The following is a 21,668-nucleotide window of genomic DNA, read 5'->3' as shown; positions in this document are numbered from 1 at the left end:
GTGGGGGCTGTTGCTGTCTCGCGTAGAACTCTTCCGTTTTACGACGAACGTTGCTTGGAAACGAACCCTTCGCCAACGCGTCGGGTTACTAAGGCAACCGTGTCAACCGCGGAAAACGCAAGACACAGGGGGACGCTTACTTCCAAATCGATTCGAGCCGATGGATGGTCAACTCGTGGATGTGAGCGGTGCCTCCCAATGCGTGAATCGAATTCGTTTTCGGCGCCGTGTTTGGTGATGTGTACACGGCGCGGAAATCATCGCCACCGAACGCATAGGCTTCCAGCGAAATTCGATCGACGAGGAATCGCAGTCGCACCCGGCCATCACGTGGTTGCAGATCCGTTAGCAGCGTGTGGACTTGGCTACTGCCATCATTGTTTACCCCGGTGTACGTGGTGCTTCCTTGATTCGAATCGTAAATCACCTGGACGCCCGGTAGGTCGAAGACGATGGACTCTGCTGTTCCCGGATCGAATTCGATTGTCATGTCGACGAGGTCGAGCGGCTCGAGGTCAGCAATTAAGTTTTCCCCTGCGGTCAACTCAACATCGGTCTTGGCGTGCGTTTCTTGGACGAGCGTTTGGATTTCCTCGATGGGTTGGGAGAACAGACGCAAACCCTGTTCGGTATCGTGGAGGGATAGCTCGCACGGGAACGACATCTGTTGGTTGAAGGGAACATCGTAGAGTTCAGCGGCATTGGGGCCGCCCCGCATCCAGCCGATTTGAATCGCGCGACCTTGCGGTTGATTGTAAAATGTTTGGGCCGCATAGAAATTTCCTCCACCGGCCTGGAACGGTCCCGCTTCGGTGGTGAATTTCTCTCCATCAAAGCTGCCAATTTCATAGTCGAAGCTGGCGTCGTAGATAACGCATTTGGTGTTGTTTTCATCACCGTCAACGGGCAAAAACAACACGTCCATGCACTCAAATGCCCAGTCCCGCATGAGGTCGGAGGCGAATTTCCAGTCGGTGAGGTTGTCGGATGTGAAAAAGCGAATGCGGCCTGGATCACGTTGCACCCAGAGTGCCATCACCCACTGCTTACTCGCCGCGTGCCAGAATACTTTGGGATCTCGCTCGCCGCTATCGAGACCTTGGTTGGGCACGACGGCGCGGCCCTCGTTCCAGTACGTCCAAGTTTCGCCAAGATCGGTACTGTACGCCATCGCTTGGTAGAACTTCGGTTTGGTTGCGAAGGTGAAGAACGCCACGAGGGTTTTGATCTCGCCGACCTGTTTTCCCAACGAGTTGTGGTCGTCCGTCACGACGGTACCTGAAAAGATCGTTCCCGCATGGGTGTCGATTGAATAGGGCAATAGGGAGTGGTCGTGTTGTGTCCAGTGCAGCATGTCTGGCGCGGTGGCATGGCCCCACGTCATATTGCCCCAGGCGGTGCCGTGTGGGTTGTGCTGAAAGAAAAGGTGGTATTTTTCGCCGTCGTAAACCATGCCATTGGGATCGTTGAGCCAATTACGCCGCGAACTGAAATGGAACTGCGGACGCCGGAGTTGATCGTAGCCGGTCTCTGGATAGGCTTGCGGTGAGATGCCCGGCGTGAGGGTGAACTTGCTCCGCTCATCGATCACCGGCTGATCGGTCGCGGTGAAGTCGTCGACATTGATGTGTCCCCAGCCTCCCGTGGCATGGTCGAAGACGACCAGTTTGGCGGGTTTGCCGAGGAACTTGGAGACGTCCTTGCTGATCGTGATCATCGATTCCGAGTCGACGCCGGTGGCGAGTTCAATCACCTCGTCAGCGACGATCAAATTCACGCCCGTTTCGCCGGGCAAATTCCCGGCACCGATTTTGAATGTGATGTAGGGCCGGGTGATCGTGAACTCCTGCGACGTCAGTGTTCCCGTCGGGCCATCACCGCGAACCTCGCCTGCCACCCCCGATTTCCCGTCAAATCGCTCGAAGGTGCCGATCCAATGCTGACCTTGATGTAGGCTCGGTTCACGGTTGCGAGCACTCGGGTTGTCCCCCCGAGTCGGCTGATTCGTGAAAGCGTCGCCCTGGGCGGTCCAGTTTTGCAGTGTGCCCGTCTCAAAGTCGGAGTTGGGAAATAGTAGATCGTCAGCCGCCAGTGTGCTGGTTGCGATCAGCACCGGGAGGGCTGCGGCGCAGAAGAGCCGTGTGATAAAGACTGGATTCATGGGGGGATTCTCGTACAAAGATCGTAAAAAGGGCACGTTGATATTCGGTATATTTCCCGCATCTAGCGTAGCCTACGCCGGCGCAATAATCATGCGAACAGCCAAATTCGATGGTTTTCAGGATGGTTGCGGAAGATTATGGTAGTGGCTGCCTGGGGGTCTGGCGACGCGACGATTTTTCTCAATCTGCTTGGGAACGCGGCCGTTGGCGAGGCCCCTTTCCAGACCCATCTGGTCGCCAGCGGTTGAGAATTGTGCGACGCATGATACCGCATGGGACCGAATCCGCGGAGTTTTCAGTAGTGAGTAATCAGTCAGGTCGTTATCTTTTCACCAGCGAATCGGTCAGCATGGGGCATCCCGATAAACTGGCTGACCGCATTTCCGACAGTATCTTGGACGCGTTGCTCGCGCAAGATCCGTATAGCCGTGTCGCCTGCGAAACGCTCGTGAACACGAACTTGGCCGTCGTTGCCGGTGAAATCACCAGCAAAGCCGACGTGGACTACGAAAAAATCGTTCGCGATACCATTCTCGCAGTGGGTTACGACAACGCGGATACCGGCATCGACGGAGCAAACTGCGAAGTGCAGGTTCGCTTGGATGCTCAAAGCCCCGATATCGCTCAAGGAGTCAACTCCAACGAGAGCGGCAAAGAGATTGGTGCCGGCGATCAAGGCTTGATGTTCGGCTACGCCTGCGGGGACACCCCCGAGTTGATGCCGCTGCCGATCGCGCTCTCGCACCGCATCATCAATCGCATCACCGAAGCTCGCTTCAACAAAGAAGTGTCGTGGCTGCGTCCGGACAACAAGAGTCAAGTGACGGTCGAATACGAAGGCAACACACCGATTCGGATTGATACGGTCGTGGTCAGCGCTCAACACGCACCAGGTGTCAGTAACGAAGAGATCCGTAAGTTCATCATCGAGAACGTGATCAAACCTTCGATCCCTGCCGAACTCGACAAGGGTGACATCAAGTATCACATCAACCCGACGGGCAAGTTCGAGATCGGTGGCCCGCATGGCGATTGTGGTCTGACCGGTCGCAAGATCATTGTCGATACCTATGGCGGATGGGGACGTCACGGTGGCGGTGCCTTCAGTGGCAAGGATTCCACCAAGGTTGACCGCAGTGCCGCGTACATGGCTCGCTACATTGCCAAAAATATCGTTGCCTCCGGATTGGCAGAACGCTGCGAAGTTCAACTGGCCTATGCGATCGGCGTTACCGATCCGGTCAGCGTGCACGTCGACACCGAAGGCACGGGCAAGATTGCCGATGCGACATTGTGCGAACTCGTCCGTAAGCACTTCCAATTGAAGCCCGGTCAGATCATCGAGCACCTAAAGCTCCGCCGACCCGTGTTCACCGCCACCACTTCGGGCGGCCACTTCGGTCGCGATGGCGACGCGTTCACATGGGAAAAGACCGACAAGGCCGAAGCACTCGCCGAAGCCGCTGGCCTCGTTGCGATGGCTTAGTAGGCAGTTGATCGAGTCGAGGTTCGACCGAGAATCATGAGCCGAATGCCGTCAGGCATCGGGTAACGCGACCCACCCGGCCGCTTACGGGACTCGGCTCATGAAATCAACACGCCGTTCGTAGGCAGTTGATTGAGTCGAATTTCGACCGGGAATCATGAGCCAAATGCCGTCAGGCATCGGGTAACGCGACCTACCCGGCCGCTCACGCGACTCGGCTCATGAAATCAACACGCTGTTCGTAGGCAGTTGATCGAGTCGAATTTCGACCGGGAATCATGAGCCGAATGCCGTCAGGCATCGGGTAATGCGACCCACCCGGCCGCTCACGCGACTCGGCTCATGAAATCAACACGCCGTTAGACAGAATTCAGTGGAACGAAGGGTTCAGGGTCCCTCATGAGATCCTGAACTCTGGTTGTCGAAACTCTGATTTCTGAATCCCGCACGCTCTCTTTTTTGAACCCTCGCTTTTGCTTCGTCGAATCAATCCTGCTGAGACCGACGGTGTCGAATTTGAACGATCGAGGCGTCTGGCATGGATCACGGATCCGCATTTTGATCACGTGACGCTGGAGACGTGGCGCCGTTGGGCTGACGAAGTGATTGCGTTTGGGCCCGAGGCCTTGATCGTCACGGGAGACATTTCCGAAGGCGACGATGTCGCTTACCAGCTCGAGTGTTTAGCGGAAGCATTCGATCGCCCCATCTACTTCGTGCTGGGCAACCATGACTTCTATGGCAAGTCGATTGCCGAGACTCGCCGCGTGATCACGCAACTCGCACGCGATCACGAGCATCTGCACTACCTCACCGATTGCGGCCCCGTGTTCCTCACCGATGACGCCGTCTTGATCGGCGACGACGGATGGGGGGATGCCAGCGAAGGTGACTATCTCGAGACCACCGTTCGGTTGAGAGATTTTGAACTGATCGATGATTTTCGCGATCAGGCACCGGAGAGTTCGCGGGCGATATTGCAGCGTGAGGGACGCCGCAGCAGTGAGCGACTGACACAGAAACTGGCGTCATTGCCCGCGTCGGTGAAACACGTGCTGATCGCGACCCACGTCCCGCCCTTTCGCGAGGCGTGCTGGTACGACGGCCACATCACGGACGACAACTGGGCACCGTTTTTTGTCTGTGGTCACGTCGGCGCCGCATTACGGCGGGCCGCCCAAGCGAACCCGGACCGATTTCATTCTGTCTTGTGCGGCCACACTCATCACGAGGGTGATGCCATCATGTTGCCCAACCTGATCGTGCACACGGGCTACTCACGATACGGAACGCTCGATATTGAATCGATCATTGACCTCCGTGACGACGGATTCCGCGTGCCGCCGGCGTGGTGATGGACGTCGCTGGGGGGCCATTGTCCGGAGTGGGCAAGATCGATGCCGGGTCGCGTTGGTATCAGATCGTGTTGGTGTCGGATCGCGTTTGTGTCGGACGGGACAATGGTCCCATCCTACCACACGTGGCGGATGCCGAAGTGCATGCCTTGCATCATGAAGGTGCCGTAGTTCACGCTTGATTGGGGCGTGTCGAGTGTGTTTGTGGGGTCCATGATCCCGGACAATCGCACGGCATCGGTCATGGCGATGATGTTGTAGCCGAATGTCACGTCGAAACGTGGGTATTTGTGCCAGCCGACTGAAACATCGAACTCAGGTGCCCATCCGAACGTGCTCGATGAGTACGAGCCGGTGTTGCCGGCACTGACCAGCAAACCGGTGTCGTTGATCGCTGGCGGAGGCGTGTCGGTGGTGATCACGGATTGTCCATGCCGCTCGGCTTGACGCTTGACTTGTCCAAAGCCGACCTTGCCCAACCAGTCGAAGCTCCAGCATCCTTCGCGGTATGCCCCTGCGAATCCAAACTGGCCACCATGGAAATTGTTGGTGGTTTCGAACTGGTCCAACGTGGTCAGATTGTTGCCGATTTGGTCGGGGAACGAATCTTGCGTCTTCGTGCTGCTCGTTGACAGCTGCAAGTCTTCGTCCAGACGCATGTACTGATAACCGTACAGCACGTCGAAGGTCGTGCCCAAGCCGCCGGTCAAGAATTGCCGCACCGAGATGTCGCCGCCGTACACTTTGCTGTTCGCGCTGAGGTTCACGCTACCGAATCGACCGAAGTTCTCAGAGGAGTCTGGGAATGCGATCAGCACCGAGTCTGCCGCACCGGCATTGGTGGTCGGAATCGCCAGGATGGGGCCGGCGTTAATGCCCTCACGAGCAGAGAACGAAAGGTCTGCCTCGGCCGCGGTCCAGCCCCGAAACACGAGGCTGCGGTTACGTTGGTCGTCCAGCCACGTGCCGAGGGTCAATCGCCCGCCCGCAGTGAGATCTTTAAATGCTTGCTCGCCACCGGCGAGGATGGTGGCACCGGGAAGTTGCCCCGCCGTGTCCGCCGCCGTCCCTGATGGGCTCGTTGTGACGAGTGGGGGAATCGAATCGCCTTCGCGAAACAGTAGCAGCAGTTCGACAGAACCAAACCATCGACTGGGATCCAGCGAAAAGGACGCGTTGCTGAAATCGCAGTTCTGACCACAGCCATCGCAACCGACACCATCGCAGCTGTTGCAGTCGTCGGACCAGCCATCGCAACTGCTGCATCCGCCACCGCCACACCCGTCACAGGCGTAGTCGCCTGACCACATCTCGCCCATGCGGCCATTGTTGGTCCATCGGGGGCCCCCCGAGCCGATGACACCGTCCTCGATCCAAGTTTCTTCGGGGGTACCGTACTGGATCAACGTTTGGCGTGGGCGGACCGCAGTTCGCCCCATGTTTTGTTGCTGTCCGGGATCGATCAACGGGCGTTGTGAGGGCGGCTGTACCTGGCGTGGCGTCCCGCTGATTCGCTCGGGCTGCACGTAGGAACTCTGCTGTATCGATGCCGCTTCGTGGGAGGTGTTAAGTCCGGGGTTCTGGTCGCCGGCATCACCAGCGAGTGCGAGCACGCGTGCTTTGCCCCGCGGCACCATCGAGGGGAGCGGGCGGAGTGTGACCGGTTCGAGCTCGCCGTGAGCGTCTTGTAACGCAGGCTGCCGCAGCGATTTGGCGATCGATTCATCCGAGACACCGGCCGCATCAGGCTCGCTGGACGCAAACGCTGACTGGGGTGGAGGGATGGATGGGCCCGCAGGCTGATACGTGGCCCGATCGGGCAGCTTGGTTCGCACCTGTGCCATCACGGGAGTGGGCGCCGCGAGCGTGCTGGACAGTGCCATCGCGAGCAGAGCCCCGGTTATGGGACCAGCGTTCATTTGACGGGATTTTGGGTTCATCGCAACATTCATTCAACCGAGGTCCGTTTCGCTAGGACATACCCAGCGAGGCGGCCGCGCAAAGCGAACGCCCGACAGTGATATCGGGCGTTCGGGTTGGGAGGGTTGAGCGAATTTGGCAGGTTTTGCCGATTGTGCAGGGTTGAACGGTTCAGTTTCCACCTGCACCGATGTGTTCGATCGCTTTTTGCAAGACGGCATCGTCGAGTTCGGTGGTCACATGACCATTTTTGTCCGGGCGGGCGGCGATATAGGTGGGTGGAACAACGATGGTGGGCTCCACCCCGTTTCGGCTGATCGCCTTGCCGCTGGGCGAGTAGAACTTGGCCGTCGTCAGGCAGAGTCCAAATTTGCCCGATTGCATCCGGAAAATGCCTTGCACGCTACCTTTTCCGTAGCTCGTCTCGCCGACGACGGCACCCCGCTCGCTATCGCGAATCGCACCCGAGAAAATCTCGCTAGCACTGGCACTGTTGCGATCGATCAGGACCACCATCGGGACGTCCCAAGTATTCGCGCGGTGAGCGGCATAATCAAAATTCTCACGAGCATTGCGTCCCCGTGTCGTGACGATCCGTCCGTCGCTCAGAAAGCGATCCGCGACGTCCACGGCCGCCGACAACAAACCGCCGGGATTATCGCGGAGGTCCATGATCAGTGACCGCATGCCTGAGCGATGCAGAGTCCACAACGCTTGCTCGACTTCGCGAGGAGTGGATTTTTGAAAATTCGTTAACCGGAAGTAGCCGATGTGGCGGGCGGAATCGACAATGTGGACGTTCTCAACACAGGGCACATCCACGCGTCGGCGGGTCACCGAGAGTTGGCGTTCGGTTTGATCCGCGGCGAGAATGGTCAACGCCGCGGCCGTGCCCTCGGGGCCCCGTAGCAAATCGGCGACGTAGTTGGGTTCCTGCTCGTCGGCACGGTTTCCGCCGACGGCGATGATGCGGTCGCCCGGGACAATCCCAGCCTCCGCAGCCGGGCCGCCAGGGATCACGGACAGAATCAGCAACGAATCCTCACCCGCTTTGAGCTCCACGCCCAGCCCAACGAAATTGCCTTCGATGGTCGAAAACATTTCGTCCAACTGGCCCGGGGAGAGCAAACGGGTAAACGTATCGAGCGTTGAGACAGCCCCGCTGACATATTCGAGTGCCGTGGCGGTGCCCGAGATACCGAGTTCCTCGTGGGCCATGGTCGCGACCAAATTGACGGTCGCCCGCAGATCAAAACGGCTTTGTGTGGATCGTTCGGCGATCCGATGATGGATTGCTTGGCGAAACGCTTCGATACGGTCGCGGCGATCCGGATCGACGACCCGCTCGACGAACGCGGGCTCGGTCAACGCGACTTCGAGTGCTGCGGTACCGTGCAGCAGAACGCGGGACCATTCGATCGTATCGACATAGTGCGTTTGCAGATTCGCGAGAATCTCGCTGTATAAATCCAGGGTCTGCGACGTCGACATCTCACGCACGCTTTGCAAATACGTGCGATCGTCATATCGCCGAATCACGTCAAAGTGCAAGCGGCTGATCAGCAACCGCTGATACAGCATCCGATCGTCGGGAAAGGCCCGTGTCGCGGCATCGTAGTGGTCGATCGCATCGCCCCACTGCTCGGCCCGTTCCAGTTCCAGTCCGGCTTCGAGTGAGCGGTCCAGAGCGGACGAGTCGCCCAGTGACGCGGCGTCAGGCTGGGCCGTCACGGCGGGGACGCCGCTCGGAACCGTTACTGCGGAAGTCCCCGCATGTTCCTGTGCAAACGCCGGCAGCGGCGCGGCAAGGGTGACCACGTTGAGCAGAACCCACGATCCCAGCACGATACTCGGGCGACAACACCAACGGGGTTGGCGACACGATTCGGTTGGCAAGATTTCCATGCGAAAATTCCATTGGAGTGCCCGGGCGGAGAGTGGGGGGAACGCCGCGTGATGGACACTCGAGAAGACGCGGCTGAGCAAACTTAGGTCACAATTGGTGCCTGGTCAAAAAACCTCACCGAAAAAATCTGCTGCATCCCCTCCAACCCGAACAAGCCCACCTGAGCAGGTGCGGTCGAGTCGATTGGGAGGAAACGGAGGCAAGTGCGAGCATCGCACGGGTCTCGTTTTTTCAGGCGGTTTGCGCTTCCGCTGCGCGTGAAAGAGAAATCGTCACGGGAATGTTTCACGATATTCAGACGTGAAACACGCCGCCGGCCCCATTTTTAGGCCAGCGACTTCTCTTTGGCGTCGGGCAATTAATAGGCAGTGTCGCGCCCACAGGCAAGTCACGAACATGGCCGCAGTCGTGTGGAACGGGCAGCCTCCCGCGTACGTATGTTAGAATGGCATCTCGCTCGGCTCTCCGAGCCCACTGCGATTGCTGCGCTGCGGCCGACTCGGATCGCCGAGCGATATCGGGCTGTGTTGTTCCCTATCCCACGTCTGTCATTGACTATGAAACGTTTCGCCAGAACATTGTTCTCGTCCATCTCGATGGCGATGGTCGCAGTGTGTGCGCTCGCATCGGATGAAGCCGACTCCGCTCGGGGGCCCGAACACATGCAGGCTGCCGGGGCGGTGGAGTTGGACGTGTCACGCCCACTCGGCAGCGACGAGTTTTCGCTGCGCCGTCGTTCAACGCTGGAGCTATGGCGAGATCGAGAGCGAAATCGCGAGGCGATTCTGATGGCGGCGCGTAGCGACGATTCTGATACTGCGGAGCGTGCGCAGTGGGTCCTCGGCCGATGGCAAAGAGGCATCCTGTCGGACACACCGGACGAACTCGCCCGCGAACTCGCCACACTCTCTCCCGTCGACGCGATCGAGCGTTTGCTCGAGGCGGGGCAATTTGCTGCCGCGACGATCGCGATGCAGGAATCCTACGGCACGCTCGATTTGAAAACGATCTCCAAGCGTGTGGCCATGACCCTCGATCAACGATTTCCCGTCTACGCGAGAGCGGCTGTGAGATCAGATCGGACGGACCAATTTTTGGAGTTTCTCGATGTGGCCAGCAGCACGCCGAGGATGGCGGTGAGTCACGCTGACTGGGCGAGCTTATTTGCCACCGCAGCGATCCCAAGCGATGAGATGCGACTGCCGGACTCAGCCAAGTCCTGGGACCCGAAATTGGCACAGCGGACGCAGGTCATGCTGGACCTACTTGCGGGCGATGCCGATGCGGCGATCGAGTCGGCGCGGATCATCGATGATGCGGTCGATGCCAAACCGGGTGACCCCGACGCTGCGGATTCTGACACGCTGGTTGAGAGCCAGCAACAATCGTCCCTCCGCTCAGTGCAGATGTTGACCTCACGGTGGGCAGCCATGGCTGCCGCCTCGGCCGAGTCCGCACGCGAATGGGAACAGTCCGCAGCAAAAATCACTCATCCCGCAGAGGGCGTCGACGATACAAAATCGGATTCAGCCTTGACGCCGACCGTGATCGCTAAACTTGCCCGCTATCGCGAGGCAGCGATCCGGCAATGGGCCGATGCCCTGATCGCCGCGGAACGCAGTTTCGATCAGGAGCTTCGTGCCGAGGCGATTGCCGGATTGACTGCCAATGCAGCGGCACTTGGCGATGGCGAACACGCATCGAGTACGACTGCCGATGCACTCGCTTTGGCATGGCGAACCCTCTTGATGCATGGCGAGCTCGACGCCGGTCTCGATGTGATCGGGAAAGACGATCCAGCGGGGGCGGCCATGATTGCCGCCAATGCGTCTCGCAACGCCGACGCGTTTGAGATCTTCGGTTTCCCCGCGGATCAAATCGATACGCATTTGGAGACTTGGATCGATGAAGCGATCGTGGCCCAGCGTGAATTGTTCGAGGCGACGAATTCAGACGATCCGCTGGCAATGGCGGAGGCCGGCGGCGCGGCGTGGACGGGGGTCGCACCCCAGATTGAAAATCTTTTCTCTTTGATTCGTTTGCTCGATGGCGTCAATCGAGATGACGCCGCGTGGCGGATTGCCGACCGTTTGTCACTGCCCGATCTACGTATCAAGCAATCGCAAGCCTCGCAGACCTACCTCGTTCGCGACTTTGTATTGCTGTCGTTGCTGTGGACCACCCACTCGGACTGGATGATCCGTTTGGGGCTGCGGGATTGGGAGACGGAATCGACGGTCATCAGCCGAAGCATGATCGGCAAGATGACCGTCATCGAAAACGCCAGGGACGTCGATCAGGTGTTGTCGATCCTGCAACGTTTTGTGCAGTTACGTCGCCCCGAAGCGACGACGACCGACGCGTTCCGCATCGCCTGTGAAATCGCGCGCGCCGATGACGTCGACCGTCGCCAGCACGCGGGGTTGGTTTCCGAGCTGGGGCAGAGCCTGCGCGACGGCTCGCTCCGCCGTCGCGTCGCGGACGACCCTAAGTTGCAAGCCTTTTTTCAACCAACGGTCGAAGTGTGGAGCGATTTGTTTGCAGCACACGGTCGCCCTGACTTAGCCGAACCTTTTCTACAGCGGCGATCCAGCAGCGGTGATCTCAAAGCGGCCCTAACGCTCGCCAAAGAATATCGCCTCAGTGGACCAACAGCGGTCAGTCGCGACCTCGATGAAGAAATTTGGGACGCGGTGGCGATGTCCGCGAGCAATGGCAATCCTCGCTTTCGCGATGACGTGATCACCGCCGTGGCAGCCGTGGGGGAACAGTGGCGAGCCGCTAGAGATGCGGGTGACCAACGGACCGCAGCGGAACTATTGCTGCAGTTGCGGGCCATGGCCTGCACGCCATCGACTGATATGCGGCAACAGATCGCGGATGTCCTGGCAGAGATCGGTCAATGGCAGATCGCCGATGACATTTACCGTTCCGTCCTCGTGATGACCGCGTTGACGTTCGATGAAACGCAGTCGATGTTCGATATCGCTCGAAAATACCAAGGGTTTGTCGAGAAGGCGACTGCCTCCAGTATCGAGACGACCGAATCGGCATGGGATAGCGAATCCATCGGCGAACTCAGTGCGGACGAGTTGGAACTCCGACGCAATGCGAGCAAATGGGTCGAGATCGCCTTCCTCAGGACGTTCAACGACCTCAATCTGCAACCCCAGCTCTACCTCGTCTTTCCACGGCTGTTCGCCCGAGAGCGGTTAGAACTCGCTCTCGCCACCGATCCCGCCAGCCCCTCGGCGGCGACGCCCCAAACTATCGTCGAGCTGCTCCACCGGTTGCAGCAGCTCGATTCGATGGACATCACCACCGCGGAATCGGTTTTGCCCCAACTCAGTAAATTCGGCATGGGAGATCTCGCGGCCGCCGAATTGAAACGCATGATCGCCGCCGCCGACGCCCACCTGAAAACCTTTCCGACCGACGCGGTCATCGCAAATAATGTTGCCTGGGGCGCCGCAGTCAACGATGTTGAACTCGAAAACGCTCTTCGCCTGTCCCGCCACGCCGTGCGTTTCGAGCCCGACAGTGCCATATATCGCGATACACTCGCCGAAATTCTGGCCCGCTTAGGCAATTTTGATGAGGCGGCCGAGATCGAACGCGGCTGCGTGATCGACGACCCCGGTCAGTGGCATTTGCACGAGCAGGTCAAACGATTCGAACAGAAACTTTCAAAGTCGCGTTGACAGCCCCAGGCTGCAATTGATACCTCACTTGGAATTCCAAACCATCCATTTGGTTTTCGTTGTTGAGTCGTTGATTTGCGGGAATTGCTTCTCGATCAGCTCTGCTGACGGAAACGCCTATCCTGCCGCGAAGATTACTGGGTCAATCTTCTCGGTGGTTCAGTTTCCCAACGAAATCCTTAGCTGCACCGGGACGTTCGATGTTGGGCGTCCCGGTGCACCGTCCATCGACGGGGCATTGATTCGTTCACTCAATCGCCCGTCACCGGTGAGGCCCACGTTCTGACTCGCGTAGCGACTCGGTTTATTCTTTCGCTGTGGTTAAGCTATTGGGCAATCTACTGTCCATGATCCCGTTGCCATTCGATCCCGTGCCATCACCACCCGACACTGATTCCGCCACGTCAGAAACCCATGCTGACGCTCTTTCGATGGGCCCCCAACCACGCCGTTGGGGCTCGAAACGCCTAATCGCTGGCGTTTTCGTTTTCGTGGCCTGTCTCGCCATCGTCGGACTGTTTCGCGGGCGTCGAGCCGAAACGGTGAGCGGTCCTGACACGGTTGTGGCGGAAACAGAACCGATTGACCACGACTTTACGGATCAAGTAGCCGACGTTCTCGCGGGGGAGTCGACGCGGTTGCGGTTTGCGGAGATCGAAATCTCCGATCGCATGTTAAGCGATTTGCCCGTGCAATCGCTGGCGAGTCTCGACACGGTGATCGCCGATCAAGGCGTGGTTACCGATGCGGGGGCTGCTGTCCTGGCCCAACTTCCGGGTTTGGAACAATTGCGTTTGCGGCACTCACCGATCACTGACACAGGCATCGCCGCCTTGGCAGAGTGCCAAAAACTATGGCTGCTCAACCTGCCGCAATCGCGGCTCAGCAGCGCGGGCATCGAATCGCTCCAGAAATTGACCCAATTGCAACAGCTTCGGCTCGGCTCGGCCCTGCTCGACGACGACTGTTGCGCAGCGATTGCGGAGCTGAAATCACTGCGCGGATTGCATCTGATCGGCGTGCCTGTGACCGATGCCGGATTGCAATCGCTGGCGAGCTTGCCGCGTTTAGAGTCGTTATACCTCGACGATTGCGCCGTCACCGAGGCCGGATGGGACTGGTTATTTCAGCACCATCCTCAGTTGCACGTGCATGTCGACCAAGGCCATCATGACCGCGATCCCCACTCACACTCTCACTGAACAGGGGCGACCGCCCGAGTGGTGTGGCTGCGATGCAACCACAAAAAAACACAAAATTCGGTGATGTGAGAATTGGGTCCATAGAATGGGCAATTGTGGCGGATGTGGCAACATCGGAATATCTAACCCAGTTGACGCATTAGCTTTAAGTCTTAAACTTTACCCAAATTGCCTCGTCGAGCGACGAGCATTACCCCTTCCCCCCATTTTGGTGAGAATCCGATGATTCGTACGATCCTGGCAGTTGCTCTGCTCGCCGTTGTTGGCAGTGTTGTTGCACCCCAAGCCGAAGCTGGCTTTTTCCACAAAAAGCGGTCGGCTTGCGCGCAACCCGTTTGCTGCCCAACTCCAGCACCTGTTTGCTGCCCAGAGCCTGTTTGCTGCCCAGAGCCCGTCTGCTGCCCAGCACCAGCACCCGTCTGCTGCCCAGCACCAGCACCCGTTTGCTGCCCAGCTCCAGAGCCTGTTTGCTGCCCACCAGCACCTGTTTGCTGCCCAGAACCCGTTTGCTGTCCTGACCCATGCTGCGAGCCAGCACCTCGTTGCGGTCTGTTCGCACGTCTGCACGCCAAGTGCGCTGCCCGCAAAGCCGCTCGCGCCTGCTGCGATCCTTGCGCCACTCCTTGCTGCAACTAAGCAACACGGATTCACGCAATCTAGAGCAATCTAGAAAAAGCGGGCGACATTTTCGGATGTCGCCCGCTTTTTTATTGCGCCCGCGGCTCTTTCGCGTTGTCGTTTCTCGGTGAGGCGATTCTAATTCCGCCTATAACGATCTTTCACCGACCCTTCTTTTTCGACACGGCTCTTTAGACAAGTTATGGTCCGCTACAACCCCAACGAGATCGAACCCCGCTGGCAAACCTATTGGGAAACCAATCAAACCTTTGCCACCCCTGAAATCTCAGACGCGTCTGGCGACGTCGTTAAGCGTTATGTGCTGGACATGTTTCCGTATCCGAGTGGTGATGGGTTGCATGTGGGGCACCCGGAAGGGTACACGGCGACGGACATTGTCTCGCGATTCGCTCGGGCCCGCGGCGAGTGCGTGTTGCATCCGATGGGTTTTGATGCGTTTGGGTTGCCCGCCGAGGAGCATGCGATTCGGACGGGGGAGCACCCGCGTGTGCAAACGCAGCGGAACATCGACAACTTCACCCGCCAGCTGAAAATGCTCGGGTTTAGCTACGACTGGAACCGGGTTTTGGCCACGACAGATGAAGGCTATTTTCGCTGGACCCAGTGGATCTTCCTGGTGCTCTATGACACCTGGTTCGACACCGCGATGCAGAAGGGCCGGCCGATCTCGGAGTTGCCGATCCCGCCCGAGGTGAAGACCCAAGGAGAACGAGCGATCGATCTGTACCGCGACTCGCAACGATTGGCGTACCAGGACGACGCTCTGGTGAACTGGTGCGCGAAACTCGGCACGGTGCTGGCCAATGAGGAGGTGGTCGATGGCAAGAGCGAGGTCGGTGGTCATCCGGTCAAACGCATTCCGCTGCGGCAATGGATGTTGCGAATCACCGATTACGCCGAACGCCTGATCGATGGGCTCGATGAATTGCAGTGGCCGGCGGGTATCAAAAAGCTACAGTCCGACTGGATCGGACGCAGCACGGGTGCGGAAGTCGACTTCTACTTGCAACCGGGCGGTGCATCCGATGCGACCTCCGATGCAACGTCTCACGCAGCTGCCCGGGGACCCTATGTCGCTTGGAAACGCGAGCGGGCCGCCAGCGGTTTTCCGTCGGACCCGGGCCGTGATGCACTGCGTGTCTATACGACGCGGCCCGATACGCTTTTTGGCGCGACCTACATGGTCGTATCACCAGAGCATCCCTTGATCGATCGACTGGTCAGCCCGGATCGCAAGGCCGAGGTGGATGCCTATCGTGAGCGAGCTTCCTTCAAGAGCGATCGGGAACGCACCGAGGGTGATCGCAAGAAAACGGGCGTCTTCACCGGAACGCACGCGATCAATCCGGCGGACGGGCGGTCGGTCCCGGTATGGGTCGCCGATTACGTATTGGCGGGGTATGGCACCGGGGCGATCATGGCGGTGCCCGCTCACGACGTTCGCGATTTCGAATTCGCCGTCGCGTTTGAACTGCCCGTCATCGCCGTCGTCGATCCGCCGGCCGAACATGCCCAACGCGACGAGATTCTGGCTGGTCGTGCGTGCTTTGTCGCCGAGGGCGTCGCGATCAACAGCGGTGATTACGACGGCAAGACCACCGACGAGGTGAAGGCACATTTGACCGACGCTTTGGCCGAGCAGGGGATCGCCCGCCAGGCTGTCAATTATAAACTGCGGGATTGGTTGTTCAGTCGCCAGCGATTTTGGGGAGAGCCGTTCCCCATCCTGCACGAGATCGACGAGGACGGAAATCCGACGGGAATCAAACGCGGTGTGCCTGAAGACCAACTGCCCGTCACGTTGCCGGAACTGGAGGATTTCAAACCGCACGGTCGACCTGAACCGCCACTGGCCAAAGCCGGTGACGAATGGTTGATCGTCGAACTCGACGGCAAACGATATCGCCGCGAAACCAATACGATGCCGCAGTGGGCCGGTTCGTGCTGGTACTACCTGCGTTACATCGACCCCCACAACACACAGTGCCTCGTCGATCCGGAGCTCGAACGAGCCTGGATGCCTGTTGATTTGTATGTGGGCGGTGCCGAGCACGCCGTGCTGCACCTGCTCTATTCACGTTTCTGGCACAAAGTACTCTACGATCGCGGGCATGTGGCGTGCCCTGAACCGTTCAAACGACTCGTCAATCAGGGCATGATCCTGGGCGAAGTTGAATTCACCGGCTATGTCGACGGCGACGGGAAACCGGTATCGACTCAAAATGTCCGCCGTGATGCCGAGGGGAATCGTGTCACCAAAGATGGATGCGTCGTCGAATCGATCCGAATTGCCGAAGACGATGTGCAAAAGAAGGGCGAAGGGTTTGTATTGTCGTCGGATCCCGCAATCAAAGTGGATAGTCGGGCGTTCAAAATGAGCAAGACGCGTGGCAACGTGGTCAATCCGGATGGCGTCGTCCGCGACTACGGGGCCGATTCATTGCGACTCTACGAGATGTTCATGGGCCCCTTGGAAGCGACCAAGCCCTGGGTCATGAACGGTGTCGGTGGCGTGCGTGGATTCCTGGACCGGGTATGGCGATTGGTCGTCGATGAGAAAGCCGACGAACTATGCGTCAGCGACGCCGTCGTCGATACGCCGTGTGATGAAGAGCAACTTCGGGTGCTCCATCAGACGATTCGCAAGGTAACCGAGGATACCGAGGCGATGAGTTTTAATACCGCGATCGCTAAAATGATGGAGTTCTCCAATCATTTCACACGCTGCGAAACACGACCACGTGAGGCCCTCGAAACGTTCTTGGTGCTCCTGAATCCGTACGCCCCGCACCTGTGCGAAGAATTGTGGCGATTGCTGGGCCATGACGAGTCGATTGCATTGCAGCGGTGGCCGCAGTGGGACGAGGCGGCAATGGTTGAATCGAGCATCGAGATTCCTGTTCAACTCAATGGGAAGCTCAAAGCGAAGATCAACGTGTCACCCGATGCGACCCAAGATCAAATGATCGCGGCAGCGTTGGAAAACGAACAGGTCATCGCGGCGATCGGCGGCAAACAAGTCGTCAAGAGAATCGCGGTGCCTGGCAGGATGGTGAACCTCGTCATCAAGTGAGCGATTGGATCGCGATCCTCACGACCGAACTTTTGGGCCACCGATCGTGGCCCACGCACCCCGCCCATTCGAGCCATGGTAGACTATTCTTCCGTCACTCCGCCCCCTGGCTTCCACTCCTCACCTTTGGGATCGTTGATTATGTTACGCCGCACAAACGTTTGGGTATTGCCGCTCCTGCTCACCGCCGCGGTTGCGGTGAGGACGGCTCCGGCTGCCGACCCCGATGCGCCAGTCCAGGTCGAATTGATCGATGCTGGCTCAGCCCCGCTTCAGCCGATCCGCTATTCGCCACGCGTCGGCGAGACGCAGTCGGCTGTCATGACAATCTCGATTGGCATGACGATGTCGATTGCTGGCAACGCGATGCCGACCCAAGCCATTCCGGCCCAGAAGGTAACCTTTGACACCACCGTCGATGAGATCAACGCTGACGGTGACATCACGTTTAGCTTCATCTACACGGGTGCGGAGGTCATTGACGATCCCAAAAAGCCATCACCCATGGCTCCGATGCTCACCGAGATGATCAAATCATTGGTGGGGGCGACTGGCTCGGCAACCGTGACGAATCGAGGCATTACGAAGTCGGCTGAATTCAATATTCCGGAAGGGATGGCGCCGCAAATGAAACAGATGCTCGATGGGATGAAAGAGTCGATGAACCGCATCAGCTCGCCCGTACCGAGTGAGCCGATCGGGCTGGGGGCGAAATGGAAAGTCACCCAACATTTGGTCGCCAACGGGATCCACATGGAGCAAATCTCCACTCATGAAATCAAGAAGCTCGGTACGGGCGGTTTCACGATGGAGATCAACGTGACCCAGAACGCGGACCGGCAGGAAATTAAGAACCCAGCACTGCCAGCGGGAACGGCCTTGACGCTGGCGTCTCTGGACACCAATGGAGAGGGCACGTCCCAGGTCGAAACAGGGTCGGTGATCCCTGTTCAGTCCTCGCTGACCATTTCGAGCAAGTCCACCATGGACGTCGAATCGGCGGGACAGAAGCAACAGATGACCACCGACGTGAAGATGGGAATGGAACTGGAAACGCTTCGGTAGACCATCGCGTTCACTGCTCTACAAGGATGTTCCATTGGACTACGGATTCGCCAGCCTGCTGCCGCCGCTGATCGCGATCGCATTGGCATTGCTAACGCGACGGGTATTGCTACCCCTGGCGACGGGGATTCTTGTGGGGGCTGCGCTGCTGGCACGAGCGGAACCCGACGGAGACTGGATTCGGGACACGCTCGCGATTTTCGGTGCGAATATCATGGGGTCGATCACCGATCCTGATCACTTGATGGTGGTGGCGTTCACCTTGCTCTTGGGCATGATGGTAGGGGTGATCGAAGTCGCTGGATCGATGCGGCGCGCGATCGCCCGACTGGCCCGGCGGGTTAAGAACCGTCAAGGCGTGCAGACCATGATCGCTGCCACGGGGCTGGCTGTGTTCTTTGACGATTATGCCAACACGCTGCTCGTTGGCGGTACGATGCAGTCCACCTCGGATCGGTTCGGTATCTCTCGCGCCAAACTGGCGTATCTGGTTGATTCGACCGCCGCCCCGGTCGCAGGATTGGCCTTGGTCAGTACCTGGGTGGCGACGGAGTTGAGTTATCTTCAAGCCGGCATCGATGCGTCCTCCTACGGTCAATCGCCCTCGGCGTCATCCATTCGCGTATTTGACTTTTTCATTCAGAGCATTCCCTATCGTTTCTATCCTTGGTTCGCGTTGGCATTGGTATTCATCATCTCGCGATCGGGACGCGACTTTGGACCGATGAGAGTTGCCGAGCAGGAAGCTATCGATAAACTCCGCGAGCATCGCGATGAACCCGATGGCGAGCGGGCAGTGCCTGCCAATGAAGGCGAGCAAAGCACCGCTGAACAGGGCCGTCCAGCCTCATCCACCTGGCAGGACGTGACGGCGGCACTCGGCCCGATCACAGCCTGTTTGGTCGCGGTTCTCGCCACACTGATCGTGACGGGAAGCAGCGAGAAGGATTCGGCCGTCGATCAATCTGCGTTCATGGGCCAGGTCCAGTGGGCCGGTGATGTTATCGGGTCCGGAGATTCCTACCTTGCGCTGGTGGTTGGTGGCGGTTGCGGGCTCGTGCTCGCCATGCTGTTGGCATTGTCTCTCTCGCGCCTATCCATCGCTCGAATGGGCAGCGGTTTGCTCGCGGGGGCATTGCAGATGATGCCGGCCCTGGCGGTGCTGTGGCTCGCATGGGCGCTGTCAGCGATGACCGGCCGGGAGACGCTCGATACCGGTGGCTATCTATCGAGCGTTTTGAGCGACCAAATTGACATTCGATTGCTGCCGACCTGCGTATTCATTTTGGCCGGCGGAATCGCGTTCGCCACCGGCACGAGTTGGGGCACGATGGCGATCGTGACACCGATCGCCGTCAGTCTCGTGCTGGACATGCAAGCGAACTCGGTGCTGGCGATCGGTGATGCGGCAGTCAATTCACCTCTGGCCTTGGCCACGTTCAGTAGCGTGCTGGCCGGTGCGATCTTCGGCGACCATTGCTCACCGTTGTCCGATACCACGGTCCTATCGAGCCGGGCGTGTGGTTGCGATCACGTTTTGCACGTCCGCACCCAGATTCCCTATGCGCTTCTGGGAGGCGGCGTCTGCATCGTCACCGGTACGCTGCCGGTGGCCTGTGGAGTACCGGTTTGGGTGTGTCTGGGCACAGGGCTTCTGTGCCTCCTCGCCGCGGTCCGCTGGCTCGGCAAACCCCCGCTGTAACGCGGCATCGGCGGTTTGCCTTGTCGTCGTTCTTCAGCGCAGGGTTCCAGCCGATGAGAGGGCTTAGAACTCAGCGTTACCAGGGGTTCGAGGGAAGGGGATCACGTCGCGGATATTCGTCATGCCGGTCGCGTACTGGACAGCGCGTTCAAGCCCTAAGCCGAAACCCGCGTGTGGCACGGTTCCGTACCGACGTAGGTCGACGTACCACCAGTACTCTTGCTCGTCGAGTCCCGCCTCACCCATCCGTCGCTGCAGAACGTCGAGTCGTTCTTCTCTCTGGCTACCACCGATGATTTCACCGACTCCGGGCACGAGGACGTCCATCGCGGCAACGGTTTTTCCATCGTCACTGACACGCATGTAGAACGGTTTGATCGCAGCGGGATAATCGGTGAGGATCAATGGGCCACCCACGAACTGTGTCAGGTATTTTTCGTGTTCAGCCTGCAGGTCGATGCCCCATTGCACGGGATACTCGAAGGCCTCGCCGCACGACATTAAACGTTCGACCGCCTCGGTATACGTCATGTGCTCGAACGGCTTGTCGATGACACCTTGCAGCTGAGCGAGTTTGCCTTTCTCGATTCGTTCGTCGACGAAGGCCATGTCCTCGGCACAGTGCTCGAGGCAATCCGCAAAGATGCGTTTGAGAAACCGCTCAGCGAGCTTCATATTATCTCGCAAGTCGAAGAAGGCTGCCTCGGGCTCAACCATCCAGAACTCGGCCAGGTGCCGCGACGTGTTGCTGTTTTCGGCGCGGAAGGTGGGACCGAAGGTGTAGATTTTCGACAAGGCAGAGGCGTACGTCTCACCCTCGAGCTGGCCACTGACGGTCAGGTGCGTCGGCTTGCCAAAGAAATCTTGCGACGCATCCAAAGGTCGATTGGAGCCAGCGAGTTTTTCCAAGTTCAGCGTGGTCACGCGGAACATTTCGCCCGCGCCCTCACAATCACTCGCGGTCACGATGGGCGTGTGCAAGTAGTAGAAACCCGCATCGTCAAAGAATCGATGGATCGACTGGCTCAGCCGGTTGCGCACCCGCATGACCGCGCCGAGCGTGTTGGTGCGGGCGCGCAGGTGCGACCACTCACGCAGTTTCTCGAACGAATGGCGTTTCTTCTGCAGGGGATACGTCTCTGCGTCGCACCATCCGATGACTTGCACCGACTCGGCATGCAGTTCGGTGGTCTGTCCTTTGGCGGGAGATTCGAGCAGCTGTCCGTGAATGATCACGCTGCAGCCTGCGGTCAGTTTCTGCACTTCGCTCGCGTAATTATCGAGCTCCGCGGGCACGACCACTTGCAGGTTACCCAAGCAGGTTCCATCGTTGATTTCGAGAAAGCTAAACCCTCCCTTGCTATCACGCCGCGTCCGCACCCAACCGCGGATTTCCGCCGCCGTCGGGAGGTCGTTTTGGCGTCGACACACGTCTATTGTCATCCAGTCCATGGAAA

Annotated in this window: 12 protein-coding genes; 7 read left to right on the top strand and 5 right to left on the bottom strand. The window is 58.7% G+C overall.

Features of this window, described 5'->3' with window-relative positions:
• Positions 1-136: 136 nt before the first annotated feature.
• Positions 137-2,161 carry a glycoside hydrolase family 32 protein gene (locus SH410x_RS22825; protein ID WP_473671045.1) on the bottom strand — a complete coding sequence of 675 codons (2,025 nt, stop codon included), beginning with the start codon at positions 2,159-2,161 and terminating at the stop codon, positions 137-139.
• 302 nt (positions 2,162-2,463) lie between these two features.
• On the opposite strand from SH410x_RS22825, the gene metK reads away from it, so the two are divergent.
• Positions 2,464-3,648 (top strand): methionine adenosyltransferase, encoded by a 1,185-nt coding sequence (gene metK / locus SH410x_RS22820; RefSeq protein WP_473671043.1) that lies wholly within the window; start codon positions 2,464-2,466, stop codon positions 3,646-3,648.
• A gap of 473 nt (positions 3,649-4,121) precedes the next feature.
• The gene (locus tag SH410x_RS22815) at positions 4,122-5,003 is read left to right on the top strand and encodes a metallophosphoesterase family protein (protein ID WP_473671041.1); all 882 of its coding nucleotides are present in this window, start codon (positions 4,122-4,124) and stop codon (positions 5,001-5,003) included.
• Positions 5,004-5,119: 116 nt separating this feature from the next.
• Here the strand turns inward: SH410x_RS22815 and SH410x_RS22810 are convergent, their stop codons facing one another.
• Complete coding sequence (locus tag SH410x_RS22810; RefSeq protein WP_473671039.1) at positions 5,120-6,922, bottom strand: BBP7 family outer membrane beta-barrel protein; 1,803 nt, start codon at positions 6,920-6,922, stop codon at positions 5,120-5,122.
• Positions 6,923-7,094: 172 nt separating this feature from the next.
• Positions 7,095-8,828: a S41 family peptidase gene (locus SH410x_RS22805; protein ID WP_473671037.1), complete on the bottom strand. Its 1,734-nt coding sequence runs from the start codon at positions 8,826-8,828 to the stop codon at positions 7,095-7,097.
• Positions 8,829-9,386: 558 nt separating this feature from the next.
• On the opposite strand from SH410x_RS22805, the gene SH410x_RS22800 reads away from it, so the two are divergent.
• Positions 9,387-12,530 (top strand): tetratricopeptide repeat protein, encoded by a 3,144-nt coding sequence (locus tag SH410x_RS22800; RefSeq protein WP_473671035.1) that lies wholly within the window; start codon positions 9,387-9,389, stop codon positions 12,528-12,530.
• A 347-nt stretch (positions 12,531-12,877) separates the two neighbouring features.
• Positions 12,878-13,732, top strand: a complete 855-nt coding sequence (locus SH410x_RS22795; protein ID WP_473671033.1) for a leucine-rich repeat domain-containing protein — start codon at positions 12,878-12,880, stop codon at positions 13,730-13,732.
• A 190-nt stretch (positions 13,733-13,922) separates the two neighbouring features.
• On the opposite strand, the gene SH410x_RS22790 is transcribed toward SH410x_RS22795, so the two are convergent.
• A complete protein-coding gene (locus SH410x_RS22790; protein WP_473671031.1) occupies positions 13,923-14,387 on the bottom strand; it encodes a hypothetical protein in 465 nt (154 codons plus the stop codon).
• Positions 14,388-14,552: 165 nt separating this feature from the next.
• Between SH410x_RS22790 and leuS the strand changes: the two genes are divergently transcribed.
• The 3 genes from leuS to SH410x_RS22775 all read left to right on the top strand — a co-directional run bounded on the left by leuS (position 14,553) and on the right by SH410x_RS22775 (position 20,211).
• Entirely contained in the window at positions 14,553-17,444 is a 2,892-nt protein-coding gene (gene leuS / locus SH410x_RS22785; RefSeq protein WP_473671029.1) for a leucine--tRNA ligase, read from the top strand.
• Positions 17,445-17,585: 141 nt separating this feature from the next.
• The gene (locus SH410x_RS22780; RefSeq protein ID WP_473671027.1) at positions 17,586-18,509 is read left to right on the top strand and encodes a hypothetical protein; all 924 of its coding nucleotides are present in this window, start codon (positions 17,586-17,588) and stop codon (positions 18,507-18,509) included.
• A gap of 34 nt (positions 18,510-18,543) precedes the next feature.
• Positions 18,544-20,211, top strand: a complete 1,668-nt coding sequence (locus tag SH410x_RS22775) for a Na+/H+ antiporter NhaC family protein (RefSeq protein WP_473671025.1) — start codon at positions 18,544-18,546, stop codon at positions 20,209-20,211.
• A gap of 63 nt (positions 20,212-20,274) precedes the next feature.
• Here SH410x_RS22775 and asnS read toward each other — a convergent pair whose 3' ends face one another.
• A complete protein-coding gene (asnS, locus tag SH410x_RS22770; RefSeq protein WP_473671023.1) occupies positions 20,275-21,663 on the bottom strand; it encodes an asparagine--tRNA ligase in 1,389 nt (462 codons plus the stop codon).
• Positions 21,664-21,668: the final 5 nt, after the last annotated feature.

The sequence above is a fragment of the Rhodopirellula sp. SH410 genome (assembly GCF_055811895.1).
Note: the sequence above shows the minus strand (reverse complement) of the source record. Positions and strands in the feature narration are given on the sequence as shown.